General features: G+C 65.1%; 12 protein-coding genes and 1 tRNA gene. 5 read left to right on the plus strand and 8 right to left on the minus strand.

Going from position 1 to position 17,853, the window contains the following annotated elements; all coding sequences use genetic code 11:
* Positions 1–261 precede the first annotated feature (261 nt).
* Positions 262–335 (plus strand) — tRNA-Cys (locus tag ACQR1X_RS10165).
* 48 nt (positions 336–383) lie between these two features.
* Here ACQR1X_RS10165 and ACQR1X_RS10170 read toward each other — a convergent pair.
* The 6 genes from ACQR1X_RS10170 to ACQR1X_RS10195 are packed head-to-tail and all read right to left on the minus strand — an operon-like array spanning position 384 to position 10,566.
* On the minus strand, positions 384–557 hold the full coding sequence (locus ACQR1X_RS10170) for a hypothetical protein (protein ID WP_434898751.1): 174 nt from the start codon (positions 555–557) through the stop codon (positions 384–386).
* Positions 558–607: 50 nt separating this feature from the next.
* Positions 608–1,345 carry a tRNA-uridine aminocarboxypropyltransferase gene (locus tag ACQR1X_RS10175; RefSeq protein WP_434898752.1) on the minus strand — a complete coding sequence of 246 codons (738 nt, stop codon included), beginning with the start codon at positions 1,343–1,345 and terminating at the stop codon, positions 608–610.
* A gap of 39 nt (positions 1,346–1,384) precedes the next feature.
* A complete protein-coding gene (locus ACQR1X_RS10180; protein WP_434898753.1) occupies positions 1,385–4,489 on the minus strand; it encodes an efflux RND transporter permease subunit in 3,105 nt (1,034 codons plus the stop codon).
* The gene (locus ACQR1X_RS10185; protein ID WP_434898754.1) at positions 4,489–7,617 is read right to left on the minus strand and encodes an efflux RND transporter permease subunit; all 3,129 of its coding nucleotides are present in this window, start codon (positions 7,615–7,617) and stop codon (positions 4,489–4,491) included. Before ACQR1X_RS10185 ends, ACQR1X_RS10180 begins: the two co-directional genes overlap by 1 nt.
* Positions 7,618–7,646: 29 nt before the next feature.
* Positions 7,647–9,050 carry an efflux RND transporter periplasmic adaptor subunit gene (locus ACQR1X_RS10190; protein WP_434898755.1) on the minus strand — a complete coding sequence of 468 codons (1,404 nt, stop codon included), beginning with the start codon at positions 9,048–9,050 and terminating at the stop codon, positions 7,647–7,649.
* Complete coding sequence (locus tag ACQR1X_RS10195; protein WP_434898756.1) at positions 9,040–10,566, minus strand: efflux transporter outer membrane subunit; 1,527 nt, start codon at positions 10,564–10,566, stop codon at positions 9,040–9,042. Before ACQR1X_RS10195 ends, ACQR1X_RS10190 begins: the two co-directional genes overlap by 11 nt.
* Before the next feature lie 298 nt (positions 10,567–10,864).
* Here ACQR1X_RS10195 and ACQR1X_RS10200 point away from each other — a divergent pair, with 298 nt between their 5' ends.
* From ACQR1X_RS10200 to ACQR1X_RS10215, 4 genes are all read left to right on the plus strand, one after another.
* Entirely contained in the window at positions 10,865–12,178 is a 1,314-nt protein-coding gene (locus tag ACQR1X_RS10200; RefSeq protein WP_434898757.1) for an NAD(P)/FAD-dependent oxidoreductase, read from the plus strand.
* 7 nt (positions 12,179–12,185) lie between these two features.
* On the plus strand, positions 12,186–13,031 hold the full coding sequence (locus ACQR1X_RS10205; RefSeq protein ID WP_434898758.1) for a DUF1365 domain-containing protein: 846 nt from the start codon (positions 12,186–12,188) through the stop codon (positions 13,029–13,031).
* A gap of 109 nt (positions 13,032–13,140) precedes the next feature.
* Positions 13,141–14,373, plus strand: coding sequence for a cyclopropane-fatty-acyl-phospholipid synthase family protein (locus tag ACQR1X_RS10210; protein ID WP_316236701.1), 1,233 nt, complete (start codon positions 13,141–13,143; stop codon positions 14,371–14,373).
* Positions 14,374–14,454: 81 nt separating this feature from the next.
* The gene (locus ACQR1X_RS10215) at positions 14,455–15,489 is read left to right on the plus strand and encodes a cysteine synthase A (RefSeq protein WP_316178672.1); all 1,035 of its coding nucleotides are present in this window, start codon (positions 14,455–14,457) and stop codon (positions 15,487–15,489) included.
* 68 nt (positions 15,490–15,557) lie between these two features.
* Here ACQR1X_RS10215 and ACQR1X_RS10220 read toward each other — a convergent pair whose 3' ends face one another.
* A complete protein-coding gene (locus tag ACQR1X_RS10220; protein WP_315799914.1) occupies positions 15,558–16,301 on the minus strand; it encodes an amino acid ABC transporter ATP-binding protein in 744 nt (247 codons plus the stop codon).
* Between the two features lie 22 nt (positions 16,302–16,323).
* Positions 16,324–17,844 (minus strand): amino acid ABC transporter permease, encoded by a 1,521-nt coding sequence (locus ACQR1X_RS10225; RefSeq protein ID WP_315799913.1) that lies wholly within the window; start codon positions 17,842–17,844, stop codon positions 16,324–16,326.
* Positions 17,845–17,853: the final 9 nt, after the last annotated feature.

Below are 17,853 nucleotides of genomic sequence, written 5' to 3' on the forward strand. Positions count from 1 at the left end.
CGGCGAAAGCTGCTGGTGATCGGCAGCCGCCGCATCGCCTGCTCCGTCTGGAATTTTCGACCACGCGAGATGTGGACCAGGGTCGGGATGAGAACGGCGCGACAACACCCCTACGCGCTGCCGAGCCCGATGCCGACCAGTTCGAAACGCGGCTCGGCGGATCGAACGTCCGGCTGGCTGAGGGCCCGGATCGATGGAGTCGGCTTCGCGACGAGAGTGGTTGCCTAAGCGACCGATTGCCTATATTGCTCCGCCCACAGGGGCCACGTGGCGGAGTGGTTACGCAGCGGTCTGCAAAACCGTTTACACCAGTTCAATTCTGGTCGTGGCCTCCACTCAATCAAGATCAAGCGGGTTGGACCACCCATTGGCCGCGGCCGGCGCTAGATGGGCAGATCGTCGATGCCGCCGGGATAGCTGACCTGCGCGCGCGGCCAGGTCAGAATTGCCCCTCGTTCACCGGTCGAGACGCCGCCCCGATCCGAGCCGGACCTGCCGGCCAGCCGCGGCGCGTAATCCCTGAACTGCACCACATTGGATTTTTCTGCTTCCTGCATGGCTCTGATCCTCGTTCCATGCTGCAATGCAAGAAGCGTACCCCCGGTTCCTAAACCCGGCGTTTACGGCCGCGCCAATCCGGCTTGCGGGCCTTTGGGCGGGGCGTGAGCTCCGGTTGCTCTTTTTCCACCTCCCGATACCGCGCCAGCATGCGCTCGAAGCTGGCGTCGAGGGTCGTGGCGATCTCCGGCCGGCGTTCCAGCGCGGCCATCAGCATCCCCGCCGCCTCGATGGTCGACAGCCCGTCGCGGCGCGGCTCGCGGCGCAGCCGGCCGTAGCGCGACGGCTGCCGCGGCCCGAGGATCACGCGCTGGCACTTCAGCATCCACGGATTGCGCCACCACAGCGCCTTGGCTTGGCTCCAGGTGCCGTCGAGCAGGATCACGCCCTCGATCGACTTGAGGATGGCGCGCTGGTTGTCGGCCACCTCGCCCTTGCGGGTCAGCGCGACCACCTCGGTCTCAGGATCGAGCTCGGCCGCCTTGGCCGAGCCGAGATAGAGAATGGCCCAGCGCGCGGGATCGGCAACCGGCCGTCCCAGCGCCCTGGCGAGGCTCGGCCAGGACAGCCCGACCTTGACCACCGCGTTCTTGAAATGCTGGGCGGCGAGCCGCGCGGTGCCGAGCGCGCGGTCCTGCTCCTGCGGGTGCTGCAGGATCAGGAGCCCCAGCCGGCTTTCCAGCGGCGTGACGCTGTCGCAGATGCACAGCGGCAGCGGCTTCTGGCAGCGCGGGCAGTCGGGCGGCGCCTCGGTGGCAAGCTGAGGATGGTTATGTGTCTCTGGCATGCCGCGCCTATACGCGCCCGCGGACAGCGCCACAACGGCTCATTCGGCAGGAGCTGCGAGCGGCTCCGGCGCCGAGCGGCGGCGCAGCCGGTCGATCAGCAGATAGATCACCGGCGTGGTGTAGAGGGTAAGGATCTGCGACACCAGCAGCCCGCCGATGATGGTGATGCCGAGCGGGCGGCGCAGCTCGGTGCCGGGACCGGTCGCGATCACCAGCGGCAGGCCGGCGAACAGCGCGGCGAGGGTCGTCATCAGGATCGGGCGGAACCGCACCCGGCAGGCCTCGAAGATCGCATCGGCCGATGACATGCCGCGCTGCCGCTCGGCTTCGAGCGCGAAATCGACCAGCATGATGCCGTTCTTCTTGACGATGCCGATCAGCAGGATGATGCCGACGAAGGCGATCACCGTCAGCGGCGTGTTGGTGACCTGCAAGGCGAGCAGCGCGCCGAGCCCGGCCGACGGCAGCGTCGAAATGATCGTCAGCGGGTGCGCCAGGCTCTCATAGAGCACGCCGAGCACGATATACATCGCGGCCAGTGCGAACAGGATCAAGAGCGGCTGGCGGCCGCTGCTCTTGTTGAAGTCCCCGGCATTGCCGTCGAAGCTGCCGCGGATGCCCTCCGGCATGTGCAGCTCGTCGACGGCGCGCTGGATGTTGGCGGTCGCGGTCTGCAAGGGCACGTCCGGCAGCAGGTTGAACGAGACGGTGGTCGAAGGGAACGATTGTGAATGATACACCGCCAGCGGTGACAGGCCGCGCTCGGCCTTGACCAGCGCCGACAACGGCACCTGCGCGTCCCCTGCCCCGGCCACATAGATGCGGTCGAGATTGGAGGGATCGGTCTGGAACTTCGGGTCGATCTCCAGCACGACCATGTATTGGTTGCGCTGGCTGTAGACGATCGAGATCTGGCGTTGCGCGAAGGCGTTGTTGAGCGCGTTGTCGATATCCTGGACGCGGACGCCGAGGCTCGCCGCCGTTTGTCGGTCGATCCGCAGCGCAAGCTGCAGGCCACCGGGATCGCGGTCGCTTGAAATGTCGGTGATGCCGTCGACCGACTCCAGGCGCTTGGCGACAATCGGCGCCCATTTCTGCAGAAGGTCGAGATCGGGACTGCTCAACGTGTACTGGTAGTCGGAATCGCTCTGGCGGCCGCCGGTGCGAACGTCCTGCGCGGCGAACATGAAGAGCCGAATGCCGGGGACCATCTCGAGGCTCCGCCTGAGGCGGTTGATCACGAGCTCAGTCGAGACGCCCTCGCGCTCCGCCGGGGGCTTGAGGTTGATGAACATGGTGCCGCGGTTGGACGTCGCGCCGCCCGGCCCGCCGCCACCCCCGACCGTCGAGCCGATGCCGGCCACGGCGGGATCGGCCATCACGATGTCGGCAAGCCGCTGCTGCAGGCCCAGCATGGACTGGAACGAAATGTCGGCCGAGGCGCGCGTCGCACCGATGACGAAGCCGGAATCGTCGGTCGGGAAATAGCCCTTGGGCACCTTGATGTAGAGCGTCACCGTGAGCGCGATGGTGGCGAAGAACACGATCAGGGTGAGAAACGGATAAACCAGCACGCCGCGCAGCGTCCAGGCATAGAAGCGGACCATGCCGGACAGCGCGCCTTCGACGATACGGTCGAACCAGGTGGCACGATCGGACAGCGTCTCCTTGATGTAATGCGCGCAGATCATCGGCGTCACCGTCAGCGACACCAATGTCGACACGACGATCGCGAAGGTCAGCGTCAGCGAGAACTCACGCAGGAGACGGCCGACGACGCCGTCCATAAAGATCAAGGGCACGAAGGCTGCAATCAGAGAAAGGCTGATCGACAACACGGTAAAGCCGATCTGGCGGGCGCCATCGAGCGCGGCGCGCATCGGCGACAGGCCATGCTCGAGATTGCGGTACATGTTCTCGATCATGACGATGGCGTCGTCGACGACGAAGCCGACGGAGATCGCGAGCGCCATCAGTGACAGATTGTCGATCGAGAAGCCTGCGAGCCACATCGCCGCGCAGGTACCGGCAAGCGCCAGCGGCACCGAGACGCCGGCCGCGACCGTCGGCACCAGACGGCGAAGGAACAGGAACACGACGATCATCACCAGCACGGCGGTCGCGAGCAAGGTCCACTGCATGTCATCGACCGAGGCGCGAATGGTCCCGGTGCGGTCGACCAGCGTGGCGATCTCGATCCCCGCCGGCAGCCATTGCTTGAGCTCCGGGATCAGCGCCTTCACCCGGTCGACCGTCTCGATCACGTTGGCATCGCCCTGCTTGGCGATCTGGATCAGCACCGCCGGCTGCTTGTTGAACCAGGCGATCGAACGCACGTTGCGCACGGAATCCTCAACGTCGGCGACATCCGACAGCCGTACGAAGCTGCCATTGCTGCTCTTGATCAGGATGTCGCGGAATTCGGCCGCGCTGCGCATCTGCCGGTTGATGGCGATGGTCTCGCTCTGGCGGCCGCCCTCGAAGATGCCGACAGGCCCGATCGGATTGGCATTGATGATCGCCGTCCGGACATCGTCGGTCGAGATGCCGGCATTGGCGAGCGAGACCGGATTGAGCGCGATGCGCACGGCGGGTTGATCGGCGCCGCTGACCGTCACGTTACCGACGCCGGGTACCTGGAACAGCCGCTGCGCGAGCACGGTGTCGGCGACGTCATACATCGCGCTCGTCGTCATCGTCTTCGAGGTCAGCGCCAGAACGAATACGGGAGCCGCGGCCGTGTTCGCCTTGCGGAACCGCGGCAGCGCCGGAAGGTCGCTCGGAAGGTCCGACAGCGAGGCATTGATGGCCGCCTGCACGTCGCGCGCGGCCTTGTCGATGTCGCGGCCGATCGAGAATTGGATCTGGATGTTGGTGGTGCCGAGCGAACTCGTCGAGGTGATCTGGTTGACGCCCGCGATCTCGCCGAGCCGCCGCTCCAGCGGCGCCGCGACCGTCCCCGCCATGACGGAGGGGTCCGCGCCGGGGCGCGACGCGCTGACGAAGATCGCCGGGAAATCGACGTTCGGCACCGGCGCGACCGGAAGGAAGATGTAGGCGACGATCCCGACCAGGAACAGGCCGATCGAGAGCAGCGTGGTGCCGACCGGCCGGCGAATGAACGGCTCGGAGATCGAGGCCATCACTGGACGCCTTCGGTCGCACCTGCGAGCGGCGGCGACGGCAGGTTCGGCGCCGGCGGCAACGCGCGCTCGAAGCGACGATTGATGCGGTCGAGCGCGAGATAGATGACCGGCGTCGTGTACAGGGTCAGCAATTGGCTGAGCAGCAGGCCGCCGATGATGGAGATGCCGAGCGGAAAGCGCAGCTCCGAGCCGGTGCCGCTCTCGATCGCCAGCGGCAGCGCACCGAACAGCGCGGCCAGGGTCGTCATCATGATCGGGCGGAAGCGCAGGAGACACGCCTGCACGATGGCGTCGTAAGGCGTGCGGTTCTCGTGACGCTCCGCCTCGAGCGCGAAGTCGATCATCATGATCGCGTTCTTCTTGACGATGCCCATCAGGAGGATGATGCCGATCAAGCCGATGACCGAGAGATCCTGGCCGAACAGCATCAGGGCCAGGATGGCGCCGACGCCCGCCGACGGCAAGGTCGACAGGATCGTGATCGGATGGATGTAGCTCTCATAGAGCACGCCGAGCACGATGTAGATCGTGACCACGGCCGCCAGCAGCAGCCACGGCTGGCCGGCCAGCGACTTGGCGAATTCGGCGGCATCACCCGAGTACACGCCGATGATGCTGCCGGGCATGCCGATGCGGTTCTCGGTCGCATGGAGCGCGTCGACCGCCTCGCTCAGGGCCATGCCGGGCGCGAGATTGAAGCTCAGCGACACCGCCGGAAACTGCGCCTGGTGCGAGATCGCCAGCGGCGCGGTGGTGCGCTTCAGGCTTGCCACCGCCGAGAGCGGCACTTGGCCGCCGGCGCCAGGCAGATAGAGCTTCGACAGGATCGAGGGATCGCGCTGATACATCGGCAGCGCCTCCAGCACGACGCGGTACTGGTTGGCCTGGCCATAGATCGTCGAGATCTGCCGCTGCGCAAAGGCGTCATTGAGCGTGTCGGTGACGCCCTGCAGGCTGACGCCGAGCTGGCCGGCGCGCTGGCGGTCGATGGTCAGCTCCGCGCGCAGGCCGCCCTCCTGGGCTTCGGAGGAGACGTCGCGGAACAGAGGGTCGCGACGCATTTCTCCGACAAGCTGCCTCGCCCATTTCGATACCTCGGCGGCATCGGCACCGGTCAGCGTGTATTGGTACTGCGAACGGCTCGCCTGGGTCGAGATCTGCACGTCCTGGACCGGCTGGAAGTACACGGTCATGCCGGGAACGCCCGAGGTCTTCTGCTTCAGCCGGTCGATCACCTCGGCGACGCCATCCTGCCGGTCGCCGAGCGGCTTCAAGGTCATGACGAGACGGCCGACATTGGTGGTCGGGTTGACCGATCCGGCGCCGATCACCGAGACGACGCCGACGACGTCGGGATCGGCCCGGATCGCGGCGGCGACATCCGCCTGGCGCTTCTTCATTTCGGCGAACGACACGTCAGGGCCGGCTTCGGTCACCGCCGTGATCGAGCCGGTATCCTGCAGCGGCAGGAAGCCCTTGGGCGCGACGACGTAGAGCGCCAAGGTCGCCGCCAAGGTCGCGAAGGTCACGACGAGCGTCTCGGTCTGGCGGTCGAGCACCCAGAGCAGGCTGCGGTGATAGACCGCCACCGTGCGGTCGATGAAGCGGCTAATGGCGTTCAGTCCCGGCAGCACCCATTCCTCGCTGGCATGCTTCAACAGCCGCGAGCACATCATCGGCGTCAAGGTCAGCGAGACCACCGCCGACGTCACCACTGCGATCGTCAAGGTCAAAGCGAACTCGCGGAACATGCGGCCGACAAGCCCCGACATGAACAGCAGCGGAATGAACACCGCGATCAGCGACACGGTCAGCGAGATCACTGTGAAGCCGATCTCGCGCGCACCGCGCAACGAAGCATTCATCGCGCTCTCGCCATTCTCCATGTGGCGCACGATGTTCTCGATCATCACGATGGCGTCATCGACGACGAAGCCGGTGCCGATGGTGAGTGCCATCAGCGAGAGATTGTCGAGACTGAAGCCGGCAAAGTACATCACGCCGAAGCTCGTGATCAGCGACAGCGGCAGCGCGACGCCGGCTATGATCGTGGCCCGCAGCGAGCGCAGAAACAGCAGCACGACCAGCGTCACCAGCACCACGCTGAGCACCAGCGTGAACTGCACGTCGTGCACCGAGGCGCGGATGGTCACGGTGCGATCGCTGACGATGGCGAGCTTCACGCCGGCGGGAAGCGTGCGCTGCAGCTTCGGGATCTCGGCACGGATCTGCTTGACGACCTCGATGACGTTGGCACCCGGCTGGCGCTGGATGTCGAGGATGACCGCAGGGACACCCTGGTACCAGCCGCCGGTCCGATCGTTCTCCAAACCATCGATAATCGTCGCGACATCGCCGATCGTGACCGGCGAGCCGTTGCGGTAGGCAATGATGATCGGCTTATAGGCGTCGGCGGCCGCGATCTGGTCGTTGGCCGTGATCAGATAGGCCTGCTGCGCCCCGTCGAGCGATCCCTTGGGACCGGAGACGTTGGCGCCTGCGATGGCGGCGCGCAGGTCCTCCATCGAGATGCCATAGGCGGCGAGCCGCGCCAGGTCGGCCTGCACGCGCACCGCGGGCTTGAGTCCGCCGAGCACCGAGACACGGCCGACGCCCGAGACCTGGCTCAGCCGCTGGGCCATGATCGTGTCCGCCATGTCGCTCATCGCGCGCAGGGAGATCGTGTCCGAGGTCAGCGCGAGCGTCATGACCGGTGCGTCGGCCGGATTGACCTTGGCGTAGGTCGGCGGATAGGGCAGCGACTTCGGCAAGACGCCGGCGGCGGCATTGATTGCCGCCTGGACGTCCTGCGTGGCGCCATCGATGTCGCGTCCGAGATCGAACTGCAGCGATATCTGGCTGACGCCGAACGAGCTCGTCGAGTTCATCGCCGAGAGCGACGGGATCTGCCCAAGCTGGCGCTCCAGCGGCGCCGTGATCAGCGAGGCGATCACATCGGGGCTGGCGCCCGGCAGTTGCGTCGTCACCTGGACGGTCGGGAAGTCGACCTGCGGCAGCGCCGAGACCGGCAGCGCGAGATAGCCGAGCAGGCCGCCGATGAGCAGCGCGACGCCGAGCAGCGAGGTCGCGATAGGACGGCGGATGAAGGGTTCGGAGACGCTCATCGCGACTGCTCGTCACTCTTGCGGTCGCGTCATGGCTGCGCCTTCATGCCGCGACCTGCTTCACTCCCTCCCTGGGGCGCTGCACCGGCATCGGTCTGGCCCGCGGCCTGAGGCCTGCGACGCCGCTCGCCGTCCTTCGGCGCGCCGTCAGGCGGCGCTCCGCCCTCCTTCGCCTGGTCCTTGCCTTGATCCTTTGCTTGCGGATTGCGGCCGCGTTTGCGAGGCGCCAGATCGGCCTGCGGCGTCTGCTCGGCGCGCCCCACCACCACTTTGACGCCCTCGGCGAGGTTGGCAAAACCTGTCGTCACCACACGGTCCGAGGGGCTCAAGCCGCTCGCGATCACGGCCTCGCTCTCATTCTGCTGCACGACCGCCACCGGATGTGCAGAGACGATGTCACCCTCGCCAATCACGTAGCTGAACGTACCTGCCGGCCCGCGCTGTACGGCCGACGTCGGCACCGTGATCGCCTGCGACAGGGTCTCGACCTTGAGCCGGACATTGACGAACTGTCCCGGCCAGAGCTGGAATTTGCCGTTGGGGAATTCGGCTTTCAGCTTCAGCGTGCCCGTCGTCTGATCGACCTGGTTGTCGATCCCCCGCAACGTGCCGGTGTCGATGATGGTGACGCCGTCATTGCCGAACACGTCGACGGCGAGCGGTCCCTTGGCGGCGGCCGCATTGACGCGCATGATCTGCTGCTGGGGGAGGCTGAACTGAACCGCAATCGGCTGCAGCTGCGTGATGACGACGAGGCCGGTCGCATCAGAGGCATGAACGATGTTGCCCTGATCGACCTGCCGCAGACCGGCGCGGCCGGAGAGCGGCGCCACGATCTTGGTATAGCTCAAGGTCGTCGCCGCATTGTCGATCGCGGCCTGATCCGCCTTGATCAGCGCCTGCTGCTGCGCCACCACCGCGCGCTGCGTGTCGGCCTGCTGCTTGGAGCCGGCATTGCTGGCGGCGAGCTGCTCGTAGCGGACGAGGTCGAGCTTCTGGTTGGCGAGCTGCGCCTCATCCTGCGCCTTCTTGGCGACGGCCTGGTCGTACTGCGCCTGATAGATCGCCGGATCGATCTCGGCGAGCACGTCGCCCTTCTTGACGTCCTGCCCTTCGACGAAATTGACCGCGATCAGCTTGCCGTCGACCTGTGAGCGCACCGTGACGGTATTGAGCGCGCGGACGGAGCCGACACCGTCGAGATAGACCGGCACGTCCTTGACGGCAGGCGAGGCGGCCAGGACCGGAACGGGAAGGTCGGGCCGCGCGAAGCGGTTGTTGGCCTGCTGCTTCTGCTGCATCGCCGACCAGCCGATATAGCCGAGGCCGCCCAGGATCAGCAGCGTGATCGTGATCGACACCAGCCGCCGCGCCACGCTGGACCGCGCGCGCTTCACTGCCCCTGCTCCCTTCTCGTCCGGTTTAAAGAGCATCGGCCGACTTCTCCATGCGCGGCTCCCAGCCGCCGCCGAGCGCCTGATAGAGGCTCACGAACGCCTGCAGGCGCGCCAGTTGCGCCTGCCATAGCGCGTCCTCGGCCTGGAACAGCGTCAATTGCGTATTCAAGACTGTCACGATGTCGGCAGTTCCCGCGCGCAGTTGCTGCTCGGACAATTCGAACGCACGACGCGAGGCGGTAACGACCTGGCGCTGCAGTTGAAGCCTGATCGTGGTCTGCTTGATCGAGAACAGCGCATTGTCGACGTCGGTGAAGGCCTGGATCACGGTCTTGCGGTAGGTCTGCAGCAGCTCATCCTGGCGCGCTTTGGCATTCTCGAAATTGCCGAGAATCCGGCCGCCGTCGAAGATCGGCTGGGTCAGGCTGCCGGCCAGGCTGAAGAACGCCGCATGCGGCTGAAACAGCGAGGTCAGCGCTGCACTCTGATAGCCGCCATTTCCGGTCAACTGGATGCTCGGAAAGAATTGCGCCCGTGCGCTGCCGACATTGGCGGTGGCTGACGCCAATTGGGCCTCCTGCCGGCGGATGTCGGGACGCTGCGTCAGGATCTCCGACGGCAGACCAGGCGTGACCCGCGGAGTCCTGATCTGGTCGAGCGAGCCGCCGCTGACCCGAATGCCTTCGGGCGATCGCGCGACCAGCACAGCAAGCGCATTGACGTTCTGATCGAGCGTCTGGCGCAGCGGCGGCACCGCCGCCTTCTGATTGGCGAGCACGCTCTCCTGCTGCGCGACGTCGAGATCATTGCCGGTGCCCGCCTTCTGCCGTTCGCGGATGGCATCGAGCACACGCGTGGCGCTAGCGATGTTGCGCTCGGCGGTGCGAATGCGATCCTGTGCGGCCAGGACCTGGAAATAGGCATTTGCAACGGTGGCGAGCGTCGTCAACTGCGTGACGTCGCGGTCGAAGCGGTTGGCCACCGCGGTTTCCTCGGCCGCCTGCAGCGCGTCACGATTCTGGCCGAAGAAGTCGAGCTGGTAGCTCGCAGAAAGCGAGGCCTGGTAATTGACGACCTCACGGCCGCCATTGGTGAGCCCGCTGGAGCTCGACCCAGACGTGCGCGAATAGGTCTCCTGCCCCGTGCTCGACAGGCTCGGCAGCAGCGCTGCGCCGGCCTGCCGCGCCAGCGCATCGGCCTGCCTGAACCTGGCCACAGCAGCGGCAATATCGAGGTTGACGCTCTGCGCCTCCTCCATCAACTGGGTCAGCTCGCGTGATCCGAAGCCGCGCCACCAATCGAGCGGCGGTGGCGCCGCCAATTCGGAACCGGACGCCGCCTTGTACCGCCGGGGCATGTCGAGGGCCGGGTCGGGAATATCCTGCGTCAGCAGGCAGCCGGCCGAGCTTACCGCCAAGCCGATCGCGGCGATCCAGCGGACGAAATGCCGCAGGCCCGCCGGAGCGCGGCGATTCTCCCGCTTCCCGGCAACGATCCGCGGGTCAGCGGACGCGCGGCAAGGCTCGTCGACGGCGATCGGCACGGTGGACACTGGCGTGATGCTTCCCTGTAGTCTTGGGGAATCATTCTAGCCGCAGCCCACGGCGCCGGACAGCCCTGCAGCCCACGTCCCCCCCAGCAGCGATGGTGCCGATAAAGTCCGCCGAATCGACAGATCTCCCGTAAATCAGCGGAGTTTCGTGCAGGCCTGGCCAGGGGCCATCGGCTGCCGCCTTACCAAGATTTCATCTGCCGAATGCCGTTTTGCGCGGGGTGTGACGCGGCGAGCGCGCCCGTGAAACCCTTTGGCGGGGACTCCGTAACTTGCACGTGAACTTCAGGGGGCATTCATGCGAGTTGCGGTGGTCGGAACGGGTATTGCGGGTAACGCCGCGGCCTGGTCCCTGGCGAAGCGTTATCCGATCACCGTCTACGAGCGCGATCTCCGTCCGGGCGGCCACAGCCACACCGTGACGATCGACTATGACGGCGCTCCGGTCTCCGTCGACATCGGCTTCATCGTCTACAACGAGCTGAACTATCCTGAGCTCACCGCCTTGTTCGATCATCTGGGGGTCGAGACGGTCGACAGCAGCATGAGCTTTGCCGTCACCGCGGATGCCGGTCGCTTCGAATGGAAAGGTGGCGGCAACACCTGGCTCGACACCGCCAAGGGGCTGTTCGCGCAGCCGAGCAACCTGCTGTCGACATCCTATCTCTGGATGCTCAGGGACATCCTGAGCTTCAATGAACAGAGTACAGCGGACTTCAAGGCCGGCCGCCTGCATGGCCTGACGCTCGGGGACTATTTCCGGCGCAACCATTTCGCGCCGCGACTGCTCACCGACTATCTGGCGCCGATGGGGGCCGCAATCTGGTCGGCCCCGGCATCCGAGATGCTGGACTTTCCGGCCGAGAACTTCGTCGCGTTCTTCAGCAATCACAGGTTGCTGCAATATGACCGCCCGGTCTGGCGCACCGTCAAGGGCGGCAGCCGCCGCTACGTGGAGAAGCTCACGTCAAGCTTCCGCAATCAGATCAGACTCGGCAGCGCCGTGACCCGCATCGAACGCACCGCCCACGGCGTCATCGTTCAAGATAGCAGCGGGCGTCGGGACAGCTACGATCATGTGGTGATTGCCGCTCACAGCGACCAGGCTTTGTCGATGCTCGCCGACGCGGACGAGCGGGAGCGCGGCATCCTCGGTGCGATCAAATATTCGCCCAACACGATCTATCTGCACCGTGACAGCAGGCTGATGCCGAAGCGCCGCCGCGCCTGGGCTTCGTGGAATTTCCTGCGCTGGCAGCGTGAGGGCGTTCCCATGAACGATGTCGCCGTCACCTATTGGATGAACAACCTGCAGGACATCGACGACGCCAGGCCGCTGTTCGTCAGCCTCAACCCACCCTTCGCTCCGGCTCCGGAGCTGACCTTTGGCAAATATATCTGTGAGCACCCACAATATACGGCTGCCGCCTTTGCGGCGCAGAAGCGTCTGGCAGCGATTCAGGGGCAGCGCCATACTTGGTTCTGCGGGGCCTGGACCGGCTATGGCTTCCATGAGGACGGGCTGCGCTCGGGTCTCGCCGTGGCAGAGGCGCTCGGCGCGAGCGTGCCATGGCGCGGGTTTCCAACCGAGCTCGCCGAGGCTGCGGAATAGGCGCGATATGGGCATGGATCACTCGGGACCGGATGATCGAACGGAAGCGGCCGCGCTCTATGTCGGAGATGTCATGCATGCCCGCATGCGGCCGACCACGCATCGATTCCAGTATCGCGTGATGAGCCTGCTGATCGATCTCGGCCGGCTCGACCAGGCGGACCGGCAGACACCGCTGTTCGGGGTCAACCGGCGCGCGCTCTACAGCTTCCACGAGGCCGACCAGGGTCCGCGCGACGGCTCGTCGCTGCTGGCCTATGCGCAGACCTGTGCGGCGGATCAGGGGATCGATCTCAGCGGCGGACGCGTGCTGCTGCTGTGCTATCCGCGGCTGCTCGGCTACGTGTTCAATCCGCTGTCGGTCTATTTCTGTTATCGCAGCAACGGCACCCTGGCGCTGATGATCTACGAGGTCCGCAACACCTTCGGCGAGATCAAGCCCTATGTGCTGCCGGTCAGGCCCAATGAGCTGTCCGCGGCAGGGCTGCGCCAGACGCAGGACAAGACCTTCTACGTCTCGCCGTTCATCGACATGGCGATGCGCTACCATTTCCGCATCATGCCGCCGGGCGACAAGGTCAAGTTGCGGATTCTGGAAACTGGCGCCGACGGGCCCCTGCTCGCTGCAACCTTCTCCGGCCGTCGTCGCGGGCTGACGTCCGGCTCCCTACTCGCTGCCTTCGTCTCGCTCCCGCTGGTGACTGTCAAAATCTTCGCCGCGATCCATTGGGAGGCACTGCGGCTGTGGGCCAAAGGCGTCCGGCTCGTGCCGCGCGGCGAAATCATTGCAGGCCCTGGAACCAATACCGGCTTGGCGGGGAACGGCAGCCACGCTTATATATCACGACGCTGACCGGAAACGGCCGGCTCGCTCTGCGTCCGTGATTCCCTGCCCGCACAGGTGCCACACCGGCCAGCCGACGGGGACGTGGGCTGGAGCCGTTTGCGTGAGTGGACCTGCCATGCCGGACGTCATCCCAGTCACCCCTGATACCATCGACAAGGTGCTTGCCGATCTTCCCCGCCTGCCCCGCCTTGCCCTCGGCTTCGGATCGCGGTTGCGAAAAGGCACGCTCGACGTGACCCTGCCGGACGGACGGGTGATCCGGCTCGGCGGCGTTGAGCCCGGGCCGGCCGCCGCAATGATCCTGGCCAATTACGGCTTCGCATCGCGCCTTCTCAATGGCGGCGACATCGGCATCGCCGAAGCCTATCTGAACGGCGACTGGGATACGCCGGACCTGACGCAGTTTCTCTATCTGTTCTGCGTCAACCAGCACCTGCTGCAGTCGATGCTGGAAGACAAGCCGCTGATCCGGTTTGCCCAGCTGGTCCGGCACTGGTTCAACCGCAACACCAAACGTCAGGCGAAGCGCAACATCTACGCCCATTACGACATCGGGAATTCGTTCTACTCGGCCTGGCTCGATCCGAGCATGACCTATTCCTCGGCCTTGTTCGAGGAGCACACCACCGACCTCACCGCTGCGCAGACCAACAAGTACAAGCGGCTGGCCGAGGCGATCGATCTCAAGCCCGGGCAGAAGCTGCTCGAGATCGGCTGCGGCTGGGGCGGCTTTGCCGAATATGCCGCCAAGACGTTCGGCACCAAGGTCGTTGGGCTGACGATCAGCCAGCAGCAACGCGATTTTGCACAGCGCCGCATCCATCAGGCCGGGCTCGCCGAGAAAGTCGAGATCCGCCTGCAGGACTATCGCGACGAGCGCGACCGCTACGACCGTATCGCCTCGATCGAGATGATCGAGGCGGTCGGCGAGCAGTTCTGGCCGAAGTATTTCTCGCAACTGCGAGACCGTCTGCTGCCGGGCGGACTGGCCGGTGTCCAGGCCATTACCATCCAGGACAGCCTGTTCCAGCACTATCGCCGCGAGGTCGACTTCATCCAGCGCTACGTTTTCCCGGGGGGCATGTTGCCAACACCGCAGATCCTGAAGTCGCTCGGCGACCGCTTTGGCATACCCGTCATCCGCGAGCGCATCTTCGGGGAAGATTATGCCAGGACGCTGGCGATCTGGCGAAATAACTTCCGAGAGGCTTGGCCTGACCTCACGCCCGCCGGATTCGACGAGCGCTTCAGGCGGCTCTGGGAATATTATCTGTCCTACTGCGAAGCAGGTTTCCTCTCTGGGAACATCGATGTTCGCCAGGTGGTCTTTGCGAAATCAGGGGGCTGATCCAGCCGGCTTACGCTCCCCTGGATATCAGGCTAGGGTCCTCTTAAGTGTGCTCGAGGAAACTCCTACGGTATCTGCAAAATGACCATTCATAACGACGTCGTCGCGGCGATCGGCAATACGCCGCTGATCAAGCTCAAGCGCGCCTCGGAGGCGACGGGCTGCACCATTCTCGGCAAGGCCGAGTTCATGAACCCGGGCCAGTCGGTCAAGGACCGTGCCGGCAAGTGGATGATCCTGGAGGCCGAGAGACGTGGCGATCTCAAGCCGGGCGGCCTCGTGGTGGAGGCCACTGCCGGCAACACCGGCATCGGTCTGGCCGTGGTCGCCAGCGCGCGCGGTTATCGCACGCTGATCGTGATTCCGGAGACGCAGAGCCAGGAAAAGAAGGACATGCTACGGCTGTGCGGCGCGGAGCTGGTCGAGGTGCCGGCGTTGCCGTTCAGCAATCCCAACAACTATCAGCATGTCGGCCGCAGGCTCGCCGACGAACTGCGCAAGACCGAGCCGAACGGCGTGCTGTTCGCCGACCAGTGGAACAACCTCGACAACGCCAAGGCGCATTATGAGTCCACGGGACCCGAGATCTGGGAGCAGACCAACGGCAAGGTCGACGGCTTCATCTGCGCGGTCGGCACCGGCGGCACGATTGCCGGCACCAGCCGCTATTTGAAGGACAGGAACAAGGATATCGTCACCGCCTGCGCCGATCCGCACGGCTTCGCCATGTACGAATGGTTCAAGAACGGCGTCGTCAAGTCGACGCCCGGCGACTCCATCACCGAAGGCATCGGCATCGGTCGCGTGACGCCCGTGATCGAGACCGCCAAGGTCGACGACGCGTTCCTGGTGTCCGACGAGGATGCCGTCAACACGATCTACGACCTCGTGCAGCATGAAGGCCTGTGCCTGGGCGGCTCGACCGGCGTCAACGTCGCCGGCGCGGTGCAGCTCGCCCGGAAGCTCGGCCCCGGCCACACCATCGTGACCATCCTGTGCGACTCCGGCACGCGCTATCAGTCGAAGCTGTACAATCCAGAGTTCATGCGTTCGAAGAACCTGCCGGTGCCGGCTTGGCTCGAGAAGCGCAGCGGGATCAAGCCGCCGTTCATGTAGGACGCGAAAGACGAGTAGCGAACGAGAAACGACCTCTATTCGCTATTCGCATCTCCCAATTCGCCCCATCAATGCCGCAGGATCTGGCTCAGGAACAGTTTGCTGCGCGCATGCTGCGGATTGGCGAAGAACTCCTGCGGCGTGTTCGATTCGATGATCTGGCCGGCGTCCATGAACACGACGCGGTTGGCGACCTCGCGCGCGAAGCCCATCTCGTGGGTCACGACCAGCATGGTCATGCCCTCCTTCGCGAGATCGACCATGGTGTCGAGCACCTCCTTCACCATCTCCGGATCGAGCGCCGAGGTCGGCTCGTCGAACAGCATGACCTTGGGGTTCATCGTCAGCGCGCGCGCGATGGCGACACGCTGCTGCTGACCGCCCGACATCTGGCCCGGGTATTTCTGCGCCTGATGCGGGATCTTGACCCGCTCCAGGAACTTCATCGCGGTCGCCTCGGCTTCCTTCTGCGGGATGTTGCGCACCCAGATCGGCGCCAGGGTGCAGTTCTCCAGCACGGTCAGGTGCGGAAACAGGTTGAAGCTCTGGAACACCATGCCGACCTCGCGGCGAACCTCGTCCACGCGCTTGAGGTTCGGACCGAGGTCGATGCCGTCGACATTGATCTCGCCCTCCTGGAATTCCTCGAGCGCGTTGATGCAGCGGATCAAGGTCGACTTGCCTGAGCCCGAAGGCCCGCAGATCACGATGCGCTCACCCTTCCCGACCGAGAGATTGATGTCGCGCAAGACGTGGAATTCGCCGTACCACTTGTTGAGGGCGGAAATGCTGACGATCGAATTTGCAGTCATGGATATCTCGATGATCTCTGGCTCAATGGCGCCGGTGCGCGTTGACGCGGCGCTCGACCAGCAGGGAGTAGCGTGACATGCCGAAGCAGAAGGCGAAGTAGATCAGCCCCGTGAAGGCAAAGCCGGTGAAGGCCGTGGTCGGCGTCGCCCAGACCGGATCGGCAAACGAGGCCTTGAGGCTGCCAAGCAGGTCGAACAGCGCCACGATGGACACCAGCGAGGTGTCCTTGAACAGCGAGATGAAGCTGTTGACGATGCCGGGGATCACGTGGCGCAGCGCCTGCGGCAGCACGATGAAGCTCGTCGTCTTCCACCAGGACAGGCCGAGCGCGCTCGACGCCTCCGCCTGGCCGCGCGGAATGGCCTGCAGGCCGCCGCGGATCACCTCGGCCATGTAGGCGCCGGAGAACAGCGCAACGCCGATCAGCGCCCGTACCAGGCCATCGACCCTGGCATTGCCGGGCAGGAACAGCGGCAGCATGTAGGTGGCGAAGAACAGCACGGTGATCAGCGGCACGCCGCGGACCAGCTCGATGAAGGCGATCGAAAAGATGCGGATCAGTGGAATGGTCGAGCGGCGGCCGAGCGCAAGCGCAATGCCGATCGGCATCGACGCAACGATGCCGATCACCGAGACGACCAGCGTCACCAGCATTCCGCCCCACAGCCTTGTGTCGACGATGGGAAGGCCGCCGCGATCGAGGCCCATGATCGCAATGACGACGGCAATGCCAGCGAAGGTCGCGGCCGTGGCGATGACGCTGCGCAGCGCCCTGCTCCCGCCGCCGACGATGAACACCAGCGCGGTGACAATGATCGCCGAGAGCGCGAGATCATTCCACACGGGCTGGTGAGATTGCTGCAGCTCGTTGCGGATCCAGACCAGTGGCCAGATCACGAGCGATGCGAGCGTTCCGATCAGAACGACCAGCTTGCCGAGCAGCCACAGCAGCATGCCGACCACCGGCACGTTGTCGCCGGCGCGCATCAGCGCGTTGCCGGCCGTATCGATGCTCTCGACGAACACCTGGAGGGCGCCTGTGGTCCAGCTCACGCCGAAGCCCTCCAGCCCACCGCCATAGAGCAGGAAGAACGCGACCACCGGCAGCGCGAAGAAGAACAGGCCCGCGTTCAATCCTTTGGCAGGCAGGCGCGGAATCAGCAGCGGCACCAGCAGCACCACCGCCAGCACATAGGTCAGATTGACGCGCCAGCGGTCGGCCTCCGGGTAGAAGCCGTACATGAACTGGCCGAACTTCGCCGAAATGTAGGGCCAACAGGCGCCGACCGGATGGCCGGCGTTCTGCGCCAGGCATGCTTCGCGGTCCTTGCCGACCCACACCGCGTCGACCAGCAGGAACTTGACCGCCGGGATCACGGTGAACCAGATCAACAGCGCGCTCACCAAAGTGAGCAGGATATTGGTCGGCGAGTTCAACAGCCTCGTGCGGACGAAGCCGACGAAACCCGTCGTCTTGATGGGCGCCGGGCGTTCTCCGGCCATGTCCTGACGGATGAAGGTTGAGGCCGTGATGTCGGTCATGCGCCAAGT

Origin of the sequence: Bradyrhizobium sp. HKCCYLRH3073 (assembly GCF_051167995.1) — a bacterium.
Lineage (GTDB): Bacteria > Pseudomonadota > Alphaproteobacteria > Rhizobiales > Xanthobacteraceae > Bradyrhizobium.

What these genes read in the sequence shown, in the direction of transcription:
- ACQR1X_RS10170 (WP_434898751.1), bottom strand. Translation starts at nt 557, where the DNA reads ATGCAGGAAGCAGAAAAATCCAATGTGGTGCAGTTCAGGGATTACGCG.
- ACQR1X_RS10175 (WP_434898752.1), bottom strand. Translation starts at nt 1,345, where the DNA reads ATGCCAGAGACACATAACCATCCTCAGCTTGCCACCGAGGCGCCGCCC.
- ACQR1X_RS10180 (WP_434898753.1), bottom strand. Translation starts at nt 4,489, where the DNA reads ATGGCCTCGATCTCCGAGCCGTTCATTCGCCGGCCGGTCGGCACCACG.
- ACQR1X_RS10185 (WP_434898754.1), bottom strand. Translation starts at nt 7,617, where the DNA reads ATGAGCGTCTCCGAACCCTTCATCCGCCGTCCTATCGCGACCTCGCTG.
- ACQR1X_RS10190 (WP_434898755.1), bottom strand. Translation starts at nt 9,050, where the DNA reads ATGCTCTTTAAACCGGACGAGAAGGGAGCAGGGGCAGTGAAGCGCGCG.
- ACQR1X_RS10200 (WP_434898757.1), top strand. Translation starts at nt 10,865, where the DNA reads ATGCGAGTTGCGGTGGTCGGAACGGGTATTGCGGGTAACGCCGCGGCC.
- ACQR1X_RS10205 (WP_434898758.1), top strand. Translation starts at nt 12,186, where the DNA reads ATGGGCATGGATCACTCGGGACCGGATGATCGAACGGAAGCGGCCGCG.
- ACQR1X_RS10210 (WP_316236701.1), top strand. Translation starts at nt 13,141, where the DNA reads ATGCCGGACGTCATCCCAGTCACCCCTGATACCATCGACAAGGTGCTT.
- ACQR1X_RS10215 (WP_316178672.1), top strand. Translation starts at nt 14,455, where the DNA reads ATGACCATTCATAACGACGTCGTCGCGGCGATCGGCAATACGCCGCTG.
- ACQR1X_RS10220 (WP_315799914.1), bottom strand. Translation starts at nt 16,301, where the DNA reads ATGACTGCAAATTCGATCGTCAGCATTTCCGCCCTCAACAAGTGGTAC.
- ACQR1X_RS10225 (WP_315799913.1), bottom strand. Translation starts at nt 17,844, where the DNA reads ATGACCGACATCACGGCCTCAACCTTCATCCGTCAGGACATGGCCGGA.